The sequence below is a fragment of the Marinobacter sp. C2H3 genome (assembly GCF_037080155.1).
Lineage (GTDB): Bacteria > Pseudomonadota > Gammaproteobacteria > Pseudomonadales > Oleiphilaceae > Marinobacter.
In genome coordinates, this window is sequence record NZ_JBBBNZ010000002.1 from 40043 (window position 1) to 56161 (window position 16119).

Annotated in this window: 18 protein-coding genes and 1 tRNA gene; 14 read left to right on the plus strand and 5 right to left on the minus strand. The window is 62.7% G+C overall.

Annotated features, from left to right (window positions below):
* Nucleotides 1-49 precede the first annotated feature (49 nt).
* Both V3388_RS05285 and selD read left to right on the plus strand, forming a co-directional pair.
* Nucleotides 50-448 (plus strand): hypothetical protein, encoded by a 399-nt coding sequence (locus V3388_RS05285; RefSeq protein ID WP_336366501.1) that lies wholly within the window; start codon nucleotides 50-52, stop codon nucleotides 446-448.
* Between the two features lie 43 nt (nucleotides 449-491).
* Complete coding sequence (gene selD / locus V3388_RS05290) at nucleotides 492-2768, plus strand: selenide, water dikinase SelD (RefSeq protein ID WP_336366502.1); 2277 nt, start codon at nucleotides 492-494, stop codon at nucleotides 2766-2768.
* Nucleotides 2769-2804: 36 nt separating this feature from the next.
* Here the strand turns inward: selD and senB are convergent, their stop codons facing one another.
* On the minus strand, nucleotides 2805-3791 hold the full coding sequence (gene senB, locus V3388_RS05295) for a selenoneine biosynthesis selenosugar synthase SenB (RefSeq protein ID WP_336366503.1): 987 nt from the start codon (nucleotides 3789-3791) through the stop codon (nucleotides 2805-2807).
* Nucleotides 3792-3961: 170 nt separating this feature from the next.
* On the opposite strand from senB, the gene V3388_RS05300 reads away from it, so the two are divergent.
* From V3388_RS05300 to V3388_RS05315, 4 genes are all read left to right on the plus strand, one after another.
* The gene (locus V3388_RS05300) at nucleotides 3962-4837 is read left to right on the plus strand and encodes a putative selenate ABC transporter substrate-binding protein (protein WP_336366504.1); all 876 of its coding nucleotides are present in this window, start codon (nucleotides 3962-3964) and stop codon (nucleotides 4835-4837) included.
* Nucleotides 4837-5487, plus strand: coding sequence for an ATP-binding cassette domain-containing protein (locus V3388_RS05305; RefSeq protein ID WP_336366505.1), 651 nt, complete (start codon nucleotides 4837-4839; stop codon nucleotides 5485-5487). Before V3388_RS05300 ends, V3388_RS05305 begins: the two co-directional genes overlap by 1 nt.
* A 14-nt stretch (nucleotides 5488-5501) precedes the next feature.
* Nucleotides 5502-6968: a PhnE/PtxC family ABC transporter permease gene (locus tag V3388_RS05310; RefSeq protein ID WP_336366506.1), complete on the plus strand. Its 1467-nt coding sequence runs from the start codon at nucleotides 5502-5504 to the stop codon at nucleotides 6966-6968.
* 245 nt (nucleotides 6969-7213) lie between these two features.
* Nucleotides 7214-7828: a hypothetical protein gene (locus V3388_RS05315; protein WP_336366507.1), complete on the plus strand. Its 615-nt coding sequence runs from the start codon at nucleotides 7214-7216 to the stop codon at nucleotides 7826-7828.
* Here the strand turns inward: V3388_RS05315 and V3388_RS05320 are convergent.
* Nucleotides 7821-8141 carry a hypothetical protein gene (locus tag V3388_RS05320; protein WP_336366508.1) on the minus strand — a complete coding sequence of 107 codons (321 nt, stop codon included), beginning with the start codon at nucleotides 8139-8141 and terminating at the stop codon, nucleotides 7821-7823. The genes V3388_RS05315 and V3388_RS05320 overlap by 8 nt on opposite strands.
* 210 nt (nucleotides 8142-8351) lie before the next feature.
* Here V3388_RS05320 and V3388_RS05325 point away from each other — a divergent pair, with 210 nt between their 5' ends.
* From V3388_RS05325 to V3388_RS05335, 3 genes are read left to right on the plus strand one after another with little or no spacing between them, the layout of a single operon-like run.
* On the plus strand, nucleotides 8352-9272 hold the full coding sequence (locus V3388_RS05325; protein WP_336366509.1) for an ABC transporter ATP-binding protein: 921 nt from the start codon (nucleotides 8352-8354) through the stop codon (nucleotides 9270-9272).
* 19 nt (nucleotides 9273-9291) lie between these two features.
* On the plus strand, nucleotides 9292-10053 hold the full coding sequence (locus V3388_RS05330; RefSeq protein WP_336366510.1) for an ABC transporter permease: 762 nt from the start codon (nucleotides 9292-9294) through the stop codon (nucleotides 10051-10053).
* Complete coding sequence (locus tag V3388_RS05335) at nucleotides 10050-10586, plus strand: DUF192 domain-containing protein (protein WP_336366511.1); 537 nt, start codon at nucleotides 10050-10052, stop codon at nucleotides 10584-10586. Before V3388_RS05330 ends, V3388_RS05335 begins: the two co-directional genes overlap by 4 nt.
* Nucleotides 10587-10605: 19 nt before the next feature.
* Here the strand turns inward: V3388_RS05335 and V3388_RS05340 are convergent, their stop codons facing one another.
* Nucleotides 10606-11397 carry an enoyl-CoA hydratase gene (locus V3388_RS05340; RefSeq protein ID WP_336366512.1) on the minus strand — a complete coding sequence of 264 codons (792 nt, stop codon included), beginning with the start codon at nucleotides 11395-11397 and terminating at the stop codon, nucleotides 10606-10608.
* 220 nt (nucleotides 11398-11617) lie between these two features.
* On the opposite strand from V3388_RS05340, the gene V3388_RS05345 reads away from it, so the two are divergent.
* Entirely contained in the window at nucleotides 11618-12412 is a 795-nt protein-coding gene (locus V3388_RS05345) for an alpha/beta fold hydrolase (RefSeq protein ID WP_442915611.1), read from the plus strand.
* Here the strand turns inward: V3388_RS05345 and V3388_RS05350 are convergent.
* Nucleotides 12406-13185, minus strand: coding sequence for a hypothetical protein (locus V3388_RS05350; RefSeq protein WP_336366513.1), 780 nt, complete (start codon nucleotides 13183-13185; stop codon nucleotides 12406-12408). The two genes, V3388_RS05345 and V3388_RS05350, sit on opposite strands and share 7 nt — an antisense overlap.
* A gap of 218 nt (nucleotides 13186-13403) precedes the next feature.
* Between V3388_RS05350 and V3388_RS05355 the strand changes: the two genes are divergently transcribed.
* The 4 genes from V3388_RS05355 (at nucleotide 13404) to V3388_RS05370 (ending at nucleotide 16025) form a co-directional block, all read left to right on the plus strand.
* Entirely contained in the window at nucleotides 13404-14825 is a 1422-nt protein-coding gene (locus V3388_RS05355) for a DHA2 family efflux MFS transporter permease subunit (RefSeq protein WP_336366514.1), read from the plus strand.
* A gap of 99 nt (nucleotides 14826-14924) precedes the next feature.
* Nucleotides 14925-15176 carry a TIGR03643 family protein gene (locus tag V3388_RS05360; RefSeq protein WP_336366515.1) on the plus strand — a complete coding sequence of 84 codons (252 nt, stop codon included), beginning with the start codon at nucleotides 14925-14927 and terminating at the stop codon, nucleotides 15174-15176.
* 44 nt (nucleotides 15177-15220) lie between these two features.
* Nucleotides 15221-15622 carry a hypothetical protein gene (locus V3388_RS05365; RefSeq protein WP_336366516.1) on the plus strand — a complete coding sequence of 134 codons (402 nt, stop codon included), beginning with the start codon at nucleotides 15221-15223 and terminating at the stop codon, nucleotides 15620-15622.
* Between the two features lie 37 nt (nucleotides 15623-15659).
* Nucleotides 15660-16025 (plus strand): cupin domain-containing protein, encoded by a 366-nt coding sequence (locus tag V3388_RS05370; protein ID WP_336366517.1) that lies wholly within the window; start codon nucleotides 15660-15662, stop codon nucleotides 16023-16025.
* 1 nt (nucleotide 16026) lies between these two features.
* Here the strand turns inward: V3388_RS05370 and V3388_RS05375 are convergent.
* Nucleotides 16027-16113: transfer RNA gene (locus V3388_RS05375), tRNA-Leu, on the minus strand.
* Nucleotides 16114-16119: the final 6 nt, after the last annotated feature.

Genomic DNA, 16119 nt, shown 5'->3' on the forward strand with positions numbered 1-16119 from the left:
AACAGGCCGCGAAGCGCGTGACCACGGACATCACGAGAGACCGGCAGACATGAACGACGCACTCCCAGACCTCGTCGCCCGCTTCCGGGTACGCCGTGGCTTGTTCCGCAAGGAACAGGTGGAGGCGTCGGTGTTTGAGCTCGACAGCTACGGCTGCGTGCTGAAAACGGACAAGGTCTTTGAGCCTGGGGATTCGGTAACGTTGGACCTTGTGATGACCATGCCCTTCGAGAACCTCAGCACGGGGCCGTTGACCGGGCTGGTGACTGAGCGTAGAAAGCACTGCAGCAATTTCTTTTACTCTATTGATTTCTCGGACGTTAATCCAAGTTCCAGTGCGGAGGATAAGCTCCGCCGAATGCGGGATGTGCTGTCACGAAAGCTGTCTCTGAAATCCCGCCGCACGTCGCCCCAGGGATCCACGCCGGGATTCCGGCAAATGGCCTGAGCACCGTCCCCCTTCCCATTCCAAACGCCAAGACAACCACCTGATGCGAACGCCTGACCAGCCTGTTTTACGCGATATCGTTCTGGTTGGCGGTGGGCACAGCCACGTTGGGGTCCTGAAGCGATTCGCCATGAATCCGGTCCCCGGCGTACGCCTGACGCTCATCTGCCGCGACACCCACACGCCCTACTCCGGCATGCTGCCGGGCTATGTGGCGGGCCACTACGACTACGATGACGTTCACATCGACCTGAGCCGCCTGGCGGAATACGCCGGCGCGCGATTCTACCGGGACGAGGTGATCGGGCTGGACCGCAGTCGCAAGCGCATTCACTGTCGGACCCGCCCGGACGTGCCCTACGACGTGCTCTCCATCAACATTGGCTCCTCCCCCCGGGTATCAGACGTGGCGGGCGCCAGCGATTACGCCGTGCCGGTCAAGCCCATTACCGGCTTCAACCAGCGCTGGCTTGCCCTTCTGGACCGTGTGGAACAGCACGACGGGCGGATGACGGTTGCCGTGGTGGGTGCCGGCGCCGGCGGCGTGGAGCTGACCCTGGCCATGCAGCACCGGCTGCGGAACGTGCTCACGGAGCGCGGCAAAGACCCGGACCTGCTGCATTTCCATCTTTTTGATGGGGCCGACCGGATACTGCCGACCCACAACGCCCGGGTTCGGGGGGTGTTTGAACGCACCCTCAGCCAGCGCGGTGTTCAACTGCACCTGGGTTCGGCCGTATCCCGAGTGGGCGCTAACGAGCTTGAAACCGCCGCCGGCGATATCTTTGAGGCCGACGAGGTTCTCTGGGTGACCCGGGCCGGCGGACCGGCCTGGCTTGAGGACACCGGTTTGGCGTTGGACCCTGGCCGGTTCGTCCGGGTGCGGGACACCCTGCAAAGCGAAACCGACGACGCCATTTTCGCCGCCGGTGACATCGCCAACGTGGTGAACCACCCCAGGGAAAAAGCCGGCGTGTTTGCGGTTCGCCAGGGCCGTCCGCTGGCCGACAACCTGCGCCGGGTGGCCACGGGGCAGTCGCCTCGGGATTTCCACCCGCAAAAACACTGGCTGGCGCTGATCAGCACCGGCGACCGCTACGCCGTGGCCTCCCGGGGGCAGACCAGTTTTCAGGGCGCCTGGGTCTGGCGCTGGAAGAACTGGATCGACCGTCGCTTCATGCGCAAGTTTGGCGACCTGCCCCCCATGGCAGACGACGGCACACTGCCGGACACCTCGGCGGCCCAGAGCCCGGAGGAAGCCGCCCAGGCCATTTCCGCCGTGGCCATGCGCTGTGGCGGCTGTGGCGCCAAAGTGGGCAGCACCGTGCTGTCCCGGGCCCTGGGTGAGCTGCGCCCCATCGAACGGGACGACATCCTGATTGGCCTGCACGCGCCGGATGACGCGGCCGTGCTGCGTGTACCGCCCGGTAAGGCGGTGGTGCACACCGTAGACTTTTTCCGCGCGTTCATCGACGACCCCTATGTGTTTGGCAAAGTGGCCGCCAATCACAGCCTGGGCGACGTATTTGCCATGGGCGCAGAGGCCCAAAGCGCCACGGCTGTGGCGACGGTGCCCTACGGTATCGAGTCCAAAGTGGAAGACGTGGTGTTCCAGATGATGTCCGGTGCGGTGGAGGTTCTCAACGAAGCGGGCTGCGCCCTGGTGGGCGGGCACACCGGTGAAGGCAAGGAACTGGCCCTGGGCTTTGCGGTGAACGGCCTGATCGATCCGGACGAGGTGATGAGCAAAGGCGGGCTGAAACCCGGCGACGTACTGATCCTGACCAAGCCGATTGGCACCGGCACCCTGTTTGCCGCCCACGCCCGCCTCGCCGCGAAAGGCCGCTGGATTGATGCGGCCCTCACCTCCATGATGCAGTCCAACAAGGCGGCGGCCGAGTGCCTGCGGCGTTTCGGCACCCGGGCCTGTACCGACGTAACGGGCTTTGGCCTGCTCGGCCACCTGGTGGAAATGACCCGCCCGTCCGGTGTGGACGCGGAACTGAACCTGTCCGCCATCCCGATCCTGCCGGGGGCGGAAGAGACCGTCGCCGCCGGTATCATGAGCTCCCTGCAGCCGGCCAATGTGCGCCTGCGTCGCGGCATTCGCGAGCAGGAAAAGTGGGTGAACCACCCGCTCTACCCGCTGATTTTTGATCCGCAGACCGCCGGTGGCCTGCTGGCCAGCGTGCCGGCCGACAAGGCCCAGGCCTGCGTTCGTGAACTGCGAGCCCTGGGGTATCCCCAAACCACCATCATCGGCCGTGTGACCGCCCAGGACGAACAGGGGCCCATCGAACCGATTACCCTGAAAAGCTGACAACCCGGGCCCGGCGCAGGCCGCGATGCATGCCGATCAGCCGGTGCCGCCCCGGCGCTGTCGGCACCGTTCCACGGCAAGCGCCAGCGCCGCCAGCAGGCTGGCCTGCTCCCGCTCCGGGGTAAAGCGGGTGGCCCGTTCCGCGACCCACCGGCGCACGTCGTCCAGAAACGGCCTGTCGTCCATGGCGCGGAGCATCAGCCGAGCCAGGGCCGCCTCGTCCCCGACGGGAAAATAGCCCGGATAATCGTCTCCCAGCAGTCCCCGGTTGCCCGGAATGTCGCTGGCCAGCACGGGCACACCCGCCCTGCAGGCTTCGGAGACCACGTTGGCACCCCCTTCCATAACCGAGCTGATGACCATCACGTGGCTGCCTGTGAGCAGCCGCTCCGTGCCGGCCTGGTCCAATTCGCCGAGCCACTGGAAGCGGGGATTGTCCCGGGCTTCCCGCAAGGCCCGGTCACGCCAGGCGTCGTCAAGGGGCTTGCCGGCGCAGATCACCCGCACGGCACGGTCCACCGGAATATGGCGCAGCGCCAGGGCGGCCCTCAACGAATCCTTTTCGTCACGAAGGTGACCAACCACGCAAACCTGGAACACATCGGACGGCGGGGCCGGCTGTGCAGCGGGCACGCGCGCCGACTGGTAAAGCGTCACCAGGCGATCGGCAAACCGAGCCGGGATGTCCCTGCTGAGCTGGTCGTGCAGGCCGATCAGGCTGTCCGCCGCGTCCAGGCTTGCCAAGGTCTCCTCCGGACACCGGTTGAGGTGCAGGTAGACATCCGTACCGGTGAGCACCACGATCAACGGGCGGTCGGGTCTGCGTTCCCGGAAGGCCTGGATGGCCTCTCGGCTGCGCCACGCATGCAGGGCGATCATCACGTCGCACGGTTGCCCGTGGTACTCAGTATCAACGGCCACCGTGTGGCCCGCCCCGGTCAGCAGCGCCTGCCAGCGTTCCGCGGTGGCGCGGTTGCCGGCACGGGAACCCGGCGTTGCCGGAGTGATCATCAGAACCTGCATGGACGAACCTTTTTCATGGCGGGATACCGCAAAGCCAAAGCAATGCCGGTATCGTAAAGAGGTTCAGTGCTCGCGTAAATCACGGTATCCTGCCGCACTCGCGTCGATCAGATCGGTGCGACGCCCAAAGACGCACAACCACCCTAAGCCCACACCCAGAAGGACTTGTCATGGCCATACGTTCCCTGAGAACCCTTATCGCCTCGTCCCTGCTTGCCCTCAGCGCTACCGCGGTTCAGGCCGAGACGTTCGTATTCACCGCCATCCCGGACGAAGACGAAACCAAGCTTGTCGAGCGCTTCCAGGGCGTTGCCGATTACCTCGAAGACAAGCTCGGCGTGGATGTCCGTTATATCCCGGTAAAATCCTACGCCGCGGCCATCACGGCGTTCCGCAATAACCAGGTCCAGCTGGCATGGTTCGGCGGGTTGTCCGGTGTTCAGGCCCGGGCCCTCGTTCCCGGCTCCGAGGCATTGGCCCAGGGCGTTGAAGACCAGGCATTTGTCAGTTATTTCATCGCCAACACCAGCACCGGCATCCAGCCGGCAGACAACCTGGCGGACTTGAAGGACGACTTCAAGGGCAAAACCTTCACTTTTGGCGCAAAAGGGTCCACCTCTGGCCGCCTGATGCCGGATTTCTACCTGCGCGAAGCGTTTGATGCCGCACCGGAGGACGTCTTTTCCCGCGTGGGTTTCAGTGACAACCACACCCGCACCCTCAGGCTGGTGGAAGCCGGCACCTACCAGGTGGGCGCCCTGAACTTCCAGGTGTGGAACAAGGAACTCGAGGACGGCAACATCGATACCGACAAGGTTCGCGTTGTCTGGCAGACCCCGTCCTACCCGGACTACCAGTGGACCATTCGTGGTGATGTGAACGAGCGCTTCGGCGACGGCTTCAAGGACAAGGTCCGCCAGGCCCTGCTGGACCTGAACGACCCGAAACTGCTGGAAAGCTTCCCGCGATCAGGCTTTGTGCCGGCGAGCAACGATGACTACGTGCCCATCGAGAAAACCGCAAAGGCGCTCGGGATCATCGATTGATGCCAGGCATTGACGTTTCCGGCCTGACGGCCTCCTTCGGCGGCGAGCGGGTCCTTGGCCCCTTGTCGCTGAGGGTGGCGCAGGGCGACAAAGTGGCGCTCGTTGGCAAAAGCGGTGCCGGCAAGTCCACGCTGATCCGCCTGCTGTATGAGCACTTGGGCAGTCAGGCAGCCCTGGTGCCTCAGGACCTGGGACTGGTCAACGCGCTGCCGGTGTTTCACAACGTGTTCATGGGCCAGCTCGACCGCCATTCCACGCTGTACAATCTGTCGACCCTGGTCCGGCCACGCCAGCGCGACCGTCAACAGGTTCGCGAGCTGCTGTCCGAGTTGGACCTGGTGCCCCAGCAATGGAAGCCGGCTGCGGCGCTGTCCGGCGGCCAGCGTCAGCGGGTAGCCATTGGCAGGGCCCTGTACCGGGGCGCCGATCTGCTGCTGGCCGATGAGCCGGTATCAGCCCTGGACGGCCCCATGGCCCATCAGGTGATGGCGCTGCTTCGGGACCGTTTCGAGACCAGCGTGATTGCCCTGCACGACGTAGACCTGGCGCTGGCCTACTGCACCCGCATCATTGGTATCGCCGATGGCAGCATCGCCCTCGACGAGCCAAGCGACCGATTGTCCCACGCCGACATCACGTCGTTGTATTGAGGGTGCGTCCACGTATGCGCACCGCACCCACCGTCCAGATCAGCCTGTTGTTTGTGGCCATTGCGCTGGTCAGTCTGGCGTTCTCCGACATCGCCATCACCGCTGCCAATCCCTGGCGGGACCTGGGCAACTTCCTGTTGGGTGTCGCCACCCCGAATTTCTTCAGCTCGGAAGGCCTGGCAACGGCGCTCCTGCGCACCGTGGCGTTTGCCTTCGTCGGCGTGGCCGCCGGCAGCGCCTCGGGCTTTTTGCTGGCTCTGGTGTACCGCTTCCTGCCGGTGCGCCTGTTCTGCAACTTTATCCGCGCCATACACGAGTTGTTCTGGGCGCTGATTTTTCTCCAGTTCTTCGGCTTTCACCCGTTGACCGGGGTGCTGGCCATCGCGATCCCGTATGCCGGCATTTTTGCCAAGGTGTATTCAGAGATCCTCGATGAGGCAGACGACACACCCCGGCGCCTGCTGCCGCCGGGTACCGGCGTTGTGTCCGCGTTCCTGTACGCCCGCATCCCGGACGCCTGGCACCAGATCCGCACCTACACCGCGTATCGGCTGGAATGCGGCCTGCGGTCCTCGGCGATTCTGGGCTTCGTGGGTTTGCCCACCCTGGGTTTCTACCTGGAGACGTCGTTCTCCCAGGGCATGTACTCCGACGCCGGCGCCATGCTGATCCTGTTCTACGTGCTGATTGCGACCATTCCCCTGTGGGTGCGGCCTCGCCTGCTGCCGGTCTATGTGCTGTCAGCGCCCTTTTTTCTGGGCGAAGGATTTCCGATTGTCTGGGGCAACGTGGCGCGGTTTTTTACCGAGGACATCGTGCCGGAACCCCTTCGCAGCGGCGATGGCCTGAGCGGCCTGTGGGCCTGGGCTTCTGACCTCGCGATTAACGAAGCGCTGCCGGGTATCTGGAACACCGTCATTCTCACCCAGATGGCCCTGGTGGCCACGGGCTTGCTGGCCCTGCTGACCTTTCCGCTGATTTCCCGGCATTTTGGCGGCCCGAAGCGGCGGTTACTGGGGCACGTGGGGCTGGTGATTGCCCGTTCGACGCCGGAATACGTGCTGGCCTACATCCTGCTGCAGCTGCTGGGACCGTCCATGCTGCCGGCCGTGATTGCACTGGCCCTGCACAACGGCGGCATTATTGGCCACCTGATTGGCCGCCAGACCAACAACCTGACCCTCCGCCCGGACGCACCCATCGGGGTGAACCGCTACAGCTGGGAGCTGGTGCCCCGGGTGTATCGCTCGTTCCTGGCGTTCCTGTTCTACCGGTGGGAAATCATCATGCGGGAAACCGCCATCCTCGGGGTGCTGGGTATCTACACCCTGGGGTTCTACGTGGACAGCGCCATCCAGAACATCCATTTCGACCGGGCGCTGATCCTCATACTGATCACCGCCCTGCTGAACATCGGGATTGATACCCTCGGGCGCTACATTCGCCGGCGCCTGGCCTTACAGACCATGCCCACCTGCTGAACCGTCCGGCGCTTCCTCCCCTCGTCTCTTCGTAGACGCCTGTCCGCCCGGCCCCCGGACCAACCTGCCTTACGTCAACCCGGCTGCGAGCGGCGTCACATTTCCGTCAGATCAAAGTGGTGTCGGGTCACATCAGGCGGGTTTCGGCAAGGAATTGGCGTTACACGTTGTTACACTCAGGGCGTAAGTCGCGTTAACCCACGCTTTTTCGCCCAACTGTTTCAACTCCGGGAGCACGAACAACCATGACGGCACCTCTGGCCAGCACAACCGCCGACCTTGTTGCGAACAGCCTGGAAGTGGCATCGCTGTTGGGTCTGGCCGGGTTGGTTCTGCTATTGGGCGTGAAGGTAAAGGCCCTGGCCCGAACGGAGCCTCTGATGGATGCGATGCCAGACAGTCGTTCAGGCGGCTTTCCGGCTCCGGCTGAGGACGTCTTCGCGCCGGTAATGCCGTCGGAGCGTCCCCGCGCGAATCATCTGGAGCTGGTCACCCAGCTTCATATCCTGGCGGGCCTGCAGGACCGGGACTGCCGGGAGCAGGCCCTGCCCCTGGCCCAGTCGCCGGGTCAGGTTCGGGTGTACGCGGGTATCTGGCTGTACGGTGCGGCCAATGCCCTGTGCGAGCGCTCTGCCCGCCATTCCCCGCAGCTCGCCGCGCTGGCCGCGCAAATCGCCGGCCGCAAATGGGAAGCGCCCCACACCGACCTGCTCTGGGCCATTCGCAACCTGACTTCGGACAGCGTATACCTGACCTGCTTTCGGGCCGGCCTGGAAGGCGCCAGCCACTGGCAGGGACATCATTTTGTACCGGCGCCCGCCAGCGTCTATCAGGCGGTCACCAGCAACGCATTCATCTGACCGCCGCAGCCGCCTGGGCCGGCGCGAGCTGCCAATCCGTGCCGAGGAACGTGGGTTCGGCCGTAGCGGTTGCACCCTCACCCAACGGCAAGCCCGACACCGCCGGACGGGTTAAGGTGCCATCGGCGTTGTAGGCCATGGAATCGATATCCACCGAGCACACCTCATACACCTGACCGTCGGCCACCACCCGGGTGCGCCGGGACAGGCCAAACACGAAGCGGCAGTAATCCAGGCGAAGCTGGATGGTCTCCTGCTCGGCCTTTTTCAGTTTTCTCAGAAGAACCTTTTGAACGCTGTCACCGTAATCCATTACCAGTTCCTTGTTATTGGCTGACCCGGTCAGTTTACACCAGCCCGGCGCGAACAGGCCTCGCCTCGTTCACGAATGCGCATTACGGTGGCGAGAGGTTTCTCAATGCCGGCCAGTCATGAGAAACTATCGCTCCATCCCGGTCGGCCCGCGCCGCCCCGAAGCAACACCCGCTCCCAACGACGCAAGCAGCTAAGGCAGGTACCACACGTGCAGTCGGACATTTCCGTTAAGCACCTGAACAAGACCTACGAAGATGGCTTCCAGGCGCTCAAAGACATCAACCTCGAGATCCACAAGGGCGAGATCTTTGCCCTGCTGGGGCCGAACGGCGCGGGCAAGACCACGCTGATCAGCATCATCTGTGGCATCGTCAACCTCACTGATGGCCAGGTCACCGCCGGCGGCTACGACATCGTACGCGACTACCGGCAGGCCCGCGCCACCATTGGCCTGGTCCCTCAGGAGCTGAACACCGATTCGTTCGAGACGGTCTGGAATGCGGTGTCGTTCAGCCGCGGCCTGTTCGGCAAGGCACCGAACCCGGCACACATCGAGAAGGTGCTCAAGGCGCTGTCGCTGTGGGACAAGCGCAACAACCGCATCATGTCCCTCTCCGGCGGCATGAAGCGCCGGGTGATGATCGCCAAGGCGCTGTCCCACGAGCCCCGCATCCTGTTCCTGGACGAGCCCACCGCCGGTGTCGACGTGGAGCTGCGCCGGGACATGTGGGACCTGGTGCGAACGCTCCGGGAAGACGGTGTGACCATCATCCTGACCACCCACTACATCGAAGAAGCCGAGGAAATGGCGGACCGGATTGGCGTGATCCGCCAGGGTGAGATCATCCTGGTGGAGGATAAAGACCGCCTGATGACCAAGCTGGGCAAGAAAGAGCTGCGCCTGCAATTGCAGAACCGGCTTGACCAGATTCCCGGGGAGCTGACCCTGGAGCCGGTTGAGCTGGCCAAAGACGGCTGGGAGCTGATCTTTACCTTTGATTCCCAGCAGGAGCAGGCCGGCGTGGCCCGCCTGCTGCGCACCCTCGGCGACCTGGGCATTGACTACCGCGACCTGCAGACGCGGGAAAGCTCGCTCGAGGAGATTTTTGTGGGATTGGTGCACGAATGAACGCAAACGGGAGACGCACATGAATTTCTACGGCGTTCGCGCCATCTACCAGTTTGAAATGGCCCGCATGAAGCGAACAGTGATGCAGAGTGTCCTGTCGCCAGTCATCTCCACCTGCCTGTATTTCGTGGTGTTCGGCTCGGCCATCGGCTCGCGCATGGGCCACATCGACAACATCAACTACGCCGCCTACATCATCCCGGGGCTGGTGATGCTGTCCCTTCTGATGCAGAGCATTTCCAACGCCTCCTTTGGTATCTATATGCCCAAGTTTTCGGGGACCATCTACGAGGTGCTGTCTGCGCCCGTGTCCTACGTGGAGGTGGTGCTTGGCTACGTGGGCGCTGCGGCCAGCAAATCCGTGATCCTCGGCCTGATCATCCTGGCCACCGCGCGGCTGTTCGTGGACTACAGCGTGCTGCACCCGTTCTGGATGTTCTCGTTCCTGGTACTTACTGCCATTACCTTCAGCCTGTTCGGGTTCATCATCGGCATCTGGGCGGACGGCTTCGAGAAGCTGCAGATTGTTCCGATGATGATCGTCACGCCCCTGGTGTTCCTCGGCGGCACCTTCTACTCCATCGACATGCTGCCGCCCATCTGGCAGACCATCAGCCTGGTGAACCCAGTGGTGTACCTGATCAGCGGCTTCCGGTGGGCGTTCTATGGGGTGTCGGACGTGCACGTGGGTATCAGCGTGGGCATGACCCTGGTGTTCCTGACCGCCTGCATGGTCACCATCTGGTGGATCTTCAAGACGGGCTACCGGCTGCGCTCATGAGCCGGTTGAGCCTGCTGCGGGGGGCCGCGCTTGCCATACTGGCCGGCCTCAGCACGGGTTGCCAGAGCGAGGGTCCGAGCCTGGGAGCCCTGCCCCAGACCGGCCTGCCTGAAGCCCGGGCATGCTTTCTGGGGCAACGGACGGACACGGCCCGGCCAACGATGGTCAGCGTTACGCTTGAGGTGACCAACACCGACCGGCAACGGCAGGCGGGCCTGATGCAGCGCCCAGACCTGCACGACAGCGCTGGCATGCTGTTCGAGTACGGTGAACAGCGCCCGGCCAGCAGCGGCTTCTGGATGTACCAGACGCTCATTCCACTGGACATTGCCTACCTGGACCGGCAGCGCACCATTCGGTCAATCCGAACCATGACGCCCTGCGACCAGGCCAACGGCCTGCGCTGCCCCACCTACGCCAGCGCAGAGCCTTATTGGTCCGCGGTGGAAATGAACGCCGGCTTCTTCCGCCGCCATGATCTGGGCGTGGGCGACCGGCTGCTGCTGAACCAACCCTGCCCGAACGACGGCTGACCGACCCTGGGCGATTTAGCTACTTGTCCTGCCACGCCGGCGAACGCTTATCCAGAAACGCACAAATACCCTCCTGGGCATCGTTTGCCTGCAGGTTGTCCGCCATCACCTTCGACGTGTAGGCATAGGCCTCCACCAGGGGCATCTCCAGCTGGCGATAGAACGCTTCCTTGCCGATTTTGAGGGTGTGGCCGGACTTGGCGGCAATCACCGACGCCATGCCGTACACGGTATCGTCCAGCGCCTGCTCGTCCACCACCCGGTTCACCAGCCCGATCTCCATTGCCCGGCTGGCGCTGATCATCTCGCCGGTCAGCAGCATCTCCATGGCCTGTTTACGGGTGACGTTCCTGGACAGCGCCACCATCGGTGTGGAACAGAACAGCCCGATGTTGACCCCCGGCGTGGCAAAGCGCGCGGTATCTGAGGCGACGGCCAGATCGCAGGACGCCACCAGCTGGCAACCCGCCGCCGTGGCCACGCCGGACACCCGGGCAATCACCGGCTTGGGCAAGGTGACGATCTGCTGCATCACCTCACTGCAACGGTCGAACAGGGCCTGCTGGAAGTCACATTGGTCGAAGTGCTCCCGAATCTCCCGCAAATCATGCCCGGCCGAAAACACATGGCCGGCAGCGGCAATCACCACCACCCGGGTGTCCGGATCCGCTGCGGCCTTCCCAAGCGCCTGGCCCAGGGCCTCCAGCATGGCCATGGACAGGCTGTTGCGCCGGTCCGGCTGGTTCAGGGTCAGGGTGGTGATGCCGTTTTCGGTGTGTTGCAAAATCAGGGGTGCGTTGGCGTCCGTCATGGGGTGCCTCACTGGTCGTTGGTGGCAATTGGCGCCCGTCGGGGGCGATCGCTCTTGTTGTTGGAACGGGTGTGCGTCGGAAAGATCGCGGTATCCGCGGTACCACCGAGTATTGACCAGATGCCCAACCGGCGGCAACATGCCCATCTAATACTTTACGTTAACGTCAACCCGGCGACGCCCACACCCCTCGTCATCCACACCCGACGGAATCCGCGCTATGAACACCGCAGGCCACCTGCCCTCCGCCATCGGCCGAATCTTCTACTCCGTAACTGAGCCGGCCAGCGATCGGGGCTCATCGTCCCCTGCACCCATTGTGCTTTTTCACGACTCCCTGGGCTGCGTCGCACTCTGGCGGGAGTTTCCCGGCGCCCTCGCCAACGCCACCGGCCGCACCGTCATCGCCTACGATCGCCCGGGCTTCGGGGACTCCGACCCCTGCCCCCACGCGCTCACCCGAGGCTTTATCGAAGCCGAACCGAAGCAGGCCTTTACCGCTCTGTGCGATCACTTGGGCATCGACCACTTCATCGCCTTCGGCCACAGCGTTGGCGGCGCCATGGCCGCCGCCTGCGCGGCTACCTACCCGAACCGCTGCGAGGCGCTGATCACCGAATCCGCCCAGGCGTTCGTGGAGGCGCAAACCCTCGCCGGCATCCGCGAAGCCCGCGCCCAGTTCGCCCAGCCCGGCCAAGTCGACCGCCTGCGCAAATACCACGGCGACAAAGCACCCTGGGTGCTCAGCGCCTGGATTGATACCTGGCTCTCAGACGAGTTTCGGGACTGGACACTGGATGGCGTGCTGAAAGACGTCCGCTGCCCCAGCCTGGCGTTGCACGGTGACAGCGATGAGTTTGGTTCCGCGGAACACCCCCGCCGCTATAGCTCGCGCACGTCCGGCCGGGGTGACATGCACCTGCTGCCCGGCTGCGGGCATGTGCCGCACCGGGAGCAGGAAGGTGTGGTGCTCGAGGTGGTGGTGGGGTTTTTACGGCGAATTAGCGCTCACTGAGTGCCGATAAAGACCATGGCCAAAGAGCCATTGTTGGCAGCAAAACGAATTTGGGCAGTACTGCCGCCACTCGGCGGTACGTAAGTTCCGATGCCTTCGTAATTGCCATTACGCTCGGCTGCGGACGCACCCTCACCGGGGGCACACAAGGTTGCCTCAAAGTTAATTTTATAAACGTTAATATTCGCTTCTGGAATCTGCAGCGTGCCCGCGAAGTGACAACTACCATTATTGCCATCAAGAGAACCATCGGCGTAAACGGTAAAAACCAAACTGCTAGAAGTCGCGGAGTACGTATTCGCAATATCCGCCAGCGTGTAACCCTTGTCACTGAACGTATTCTGTCGCTCAAGTATCGCCGTTGTGGTCTCCGAACTTGAGGACCCTTTCAGCTCAGCCTCCCTCGTCGATTTGGCGGTTCCGGACAACGTGCCAGACACTTTGCTGCGCACACCGTTCCTGTACAGGTAATCCGTCCCCTGGCCTGAAATAGATCCATTGCTAATGCTCAACTGCCCAAACGAAACGTAGGTGCCGGAGCTATCCTCAAAGATCGTCGTAAACTTACCAGAGGGTAGAAAGTACGTTCCCCCACTGTATTGGCCGCCGCTGGAGCTTTTCAATGATGTGATGTAAAGGCCGCTGTCGAGCTGGTTAACGGTTGGCGAAGAGGTACCTCCCGAACCAGAACTTCCACCGCCTCCGCCACAGCCGGCCAAAGCCAGAAGGCCGGCAGCTGCCATAGCGCCAAAGCCAACGTTGGAGTAACGCATCGGAAAACTCCCTTTTTCTTTTTAATTCGCCCGAGGCGGGCGCGCCGAGCCGGCGAGGCCGACGGTTCCGATCCGTTACTGGCCTCTTCGGATATAGCATTAAAGTAGCGTGAGTCGGGGTTGGCGGCAAATGAATGACGTGTGCAACCCGTGAATTTTCGACAGGACCCTGGTTACTGCGCCATCATTTCAGCATAAGCGGTTTCCGCTGAACCAGCATGGAGGTTGTCGGTTTGAACCAGCAGGCCAAAGCACCAACGCCCATTCCAGGACGCGCTTGGGCCATCGCGGCCGTGACTGGGGCGGGCGCCTTCATGGCCATGCTCGATTCCACCGTGGCGAACCTTGCCATTGAAGCCATTCGCGACGATCTCTCGTCCAGCCTATCCATCGTCCAGTGGGTGGCCACAGGGTATCTTTGCGCGTTGGCGGTATCGCTACCCGCCAACGCCTGGCTTGGCGCAAGGTTGGGCTATGGGCGGCTGTGGGCTGGCAGCCTCATCGTGTTTTTACTGGCGTCGGTGTCCTGCGCATTGGCACCAGACGCGCCAGCGTTAATCGCGGCCCGTCTGGTTCAGGGACTTGCCGGGGGCCTTATGGTACCGGCAGGGCAGGCCGTGATCGGGTCGACGATTGACAAGGGCCAGCTCGGGCGTATTTTTGGCACCCTTGGCCTGGTGATTGCGCTCGGGCCCGCTGTGGGCCCGGTGCTGGGCGGCCTTCTGCTTGATGCGGTGTCATGGCGTTGGCTGTTCTGGCTCAACGTTCCCATCGGGGTGGTGGCCCTGATCGCAGCCATCGGCCTGGTACCCCGTGGCGAGCGGGATCCGCAACGGTCCATTGACGTTACAGCTTATACCCTACTGGCCGTTGGCCTACCGTTATTCCTGTTCGGGGCCTCCGACATGGGCGACGCCGGAAACGGCGAGGCGGGCCCGGTTGCGCTGGCGCTCGGTGTCCTGTTAACGGTCGCGTTCCTGGTAATCACCATCTACCGTCGGAACCCACTCATCGACCTAACGCTTCTGAAACGAAGGATGTTTTCCACGGCCACCCTGACCACAGGCCTCACAGGTGCCAATATGTACGGAGGGTTGCTGCTGATCCCCCTGTATCTGCAGCTGATCGCAGGGGCGGATTCGGTCACCACGGGGTTATGGCTCTTGGTGATGGGCCTGGGCAGTGCGTTTGTACTGCCCGTTGCAGGCGCGTTGACCGACCGCTTCGGGGGAGGAGGTGTGTCTTTGGCTGGCGCCATCCTTCTGTTGATCAGCACCCTGCCCCTTGCCTGGCCCCAGGTGCCATCAACGGTTAGCCTGGCCATGTGCCTGGTGGCGCGCGGTGTGGGCGTGGCCCTTGCCCAGATGCCCGCGATGACCGCGGCCTACACGACAGCCGCTGCCGACGAAATGGGTGACGCGACAACGCTGGTGAACATCGTGCAGCGAGTGGGTGGCGCCCTGGGCGCCGTCGGTGTTGTGGTTCTTGTTCAGCAAACGGGTGGCACCGGCCGTATCGGAGCCCACAACGTCGCATTTTCCGCGCTGGCCATTGTGTCCGCGCTGACCATGGTTTCGGCGGCCCTGCTCCATCGCCAGTCCAGACATCACCCGGCAAACGCCGTCGAGGCCACAGATTGATTGGGTGCACGGCGCGTTGCCATTCCCACGGATCAAACCATTCATCCGTGTTGAACGCCCGACGTATATGACGGCACAGCGAGCAACGGGAAGGGGCCGATGACATTACCCATAGACGACGAATCCCGAATCATCGAAATGGCCTGGGAAGACCGAACACCGTTCGAAGCGATTGAACGTCAGTTCGGGCTGGCCGAAAAGGACGTTATCCGCCTGATGCGCCGATGCCTGAAACGGAGTAGCTTTAATCTGTGGCGGGCCCGGGTATCCGGTCGGGCGACCAAACATCTGAAATTACGTAGCCCGGACGTGAGCCGGGGATACTGCCCGACCCAGTACAAGCCCCGCTGACTCGGGCGGCAAGCGCGGAACGCACAGGGACGGCACGAACGGTGATGACCTCTCAGATTGCCATAAGAGCGATGGTCGTTTGGGCCGGCATCCTGGTGTTGGCGATTGGCAACGGCATCATTCGCGAATATCTGCTTCTACCGCGGCTGGGCAACCCAACATCCCTTCTGCTCAGTGGTTCTCTGCTCTCAGTACTCATCCTCGTTGTCGTGTACCTCAGCCTCCCGTGGCTGCACCTCCGCCGCCGCCACCAACTCTGGCTCATCGGCTTCGGCTGGCTTGCCCTCACCCTGGCTTTTGAGGCGACGTTCGGTGTACTGCAGGGGAAATCGTGGTCTGAGCTGGCCAGGGCCTATACCTTCGCGGATGGCAATCTCTGGCCCCTTGTTCTGGTCGTGCTGGCCACAGCGCCTTACATTGCAGGTAAGCTTAGAAACATCATCTGACGGCAACCCGTCTCCAAAACACCGAATGAGAGGCCCCATGAACTACCAAGCCGTGAACTTCCGGAACAAACTCGCCCTTTTCAAAGACCAGTGGTCACCGAAGGTGATCGCGGAGATGAACGACTACCAGTTCAAGGTCGTCAAACTCCAGGGCGAGTTCGTCTGGCACGACCACAAAGACACCGATGAAACGTTCATCGTTCTGGAAGGGCAACTTCGCATCGATTTCCGGGACGGCCACGTCGACCTGTCCGAGGGGGAAATGTTCGTGGTTCCCAAAGGCGTCGAACACAAGCCCTATGCGGAGCATGAGGTGAAGGTTTTACTGATCGAACCGCGCGGCGTGGTGAATACCGGGGATGAAGTTGGTGAAAAAACCGCTGAAAACGACGTCTGGATTTGAATGGTGCCCGGAGCCGGAATCGAACCGGCACGGCCTTGCGGCCGAGAGATTTTAAGTCTCTTGTGTCTACCAATTTCACCATCCGGGCATAGGA

Excerpts from the sequence above, each read along its gene's own strand:
- V3388_RS05345 (WP_442915611.1), top strand. The coding sequence starts at position 11,618 with ATGAACACCGCAGGCCACCTGCCCTCCGCCATCGGCCGAATCTTCTAC.
- V3388_RS05330 (WP_336366510.1), top strand. The coding sequence starts at position 9,292 with ATGAATTTCTACGGCGTTCGCGCCATCTACCAGTTTGAAATGGCCCGC.
- V3388_RS05370 (WP_336366517.1), top strand. The coding sequence starts at position 15,660 with ATGAACTACCAAGCCGTGAACTTCCGGAACAAACTCGCCCTTTTCAAA.
- V3388_RS05355 (WP_336366514.1), top strand. The coding sequence starts at position 13,404 with ATGGAGGTTGTCGGTTTGAACCAGCAGGCCAAAGCACCAACGCCCATT.
- V3388_RS05305 (WP_336366505.1), top strand. The coding sequence starts at position 4,837 with ATGCCAGGCATTGACGTTTCCGGCCTGACGGCCTCCTTCGGCGGCGAG.
- V3388_RS05335 (WP_336366511.1), top strand. The coding sequence starts at position 10,050 with ATGAGCCGGTTGAGCCTGCTGCGGGGGGCCGCGCTTGCCATACTGGCC.
- V3388_RS05315 (WP_336366507.1), top strand. The coding sequence starts at position 7,214 with ATGACGGCACCTCTGGCCAGCACAACCGCCGACCTTGTTGCGAACAGC.
- V3388_RS05340 (WP_336366512.1), bottom strand. The coding sequence starts at position 11,397 with ATGACGGACGCCAACGCACCCCTGATTTTGCAACACACCGAAAACGGC.
- V3388_RS05320 (WP_336366508.1), bottom strand. The coding sequence starts at position 8,141 with ATGGATTACGGTGACAGCGTTCAAAAGGTTCTTCTGAGAAAACTGAAA.
- V3388_RS05365 (WP_336366516.1), top strand. The coding sequence starts at position 15,221 with ATGACCTCTCAGATTGCCATAAGAGCGATGGTCGTTTGGGCCGGCATC.
- V3388_RS05310 (WP_336366506.1), top strand. The coding sequence starts at position 5,502 with ATGCGCACCGCACCCACCGTCCAGATCAGCCTGTTGTTTGTGGCCATT.
- senB (WP_336366503.1), bottom strand. The coding sequence starts at position 3,791 with ATGCAGGTTCTGATGATCACTCCGGCAACGCCGGGTTCCCGTGCCGGC.
- V3388_RS05285 (WP_336366501.1), top strand. The coding sequence starts at position 50 with ATGAACGACGCACTCCCAGACCTCGTCGCCCGCTTCCGGGTACGCCGT.
- V3388_RS05350 (WP_336366513.1), bottom strand. The coding sequence starts at position 13,185 with ATGCGTTACTCCAACGTTGGCTTTGGCGCTATGGCAGCTGCCGGCCTT.
- V3388_RS05300 (WP_336366504.1), top strand. The coding sequence starts at position 3,962 with ATGGCCATACGTTCCCTGAGAACCCTTATCGCCTCGTCCCTGCTTGCC.
- selD (WP_336366502.1), top strand. The coding sequence starts at position 492 with ATGCGAACGCCTGACCAGCCTGTTTTACGCGATATCGTTCTGGTTGGC.
- V3388_RS05360 (WP_336366515.1), top strand. The coding sequence starts at position 14,925 with ATGACATTACCCATAGACGACGAATCCCGAATCATCGAAATGGCCTGG.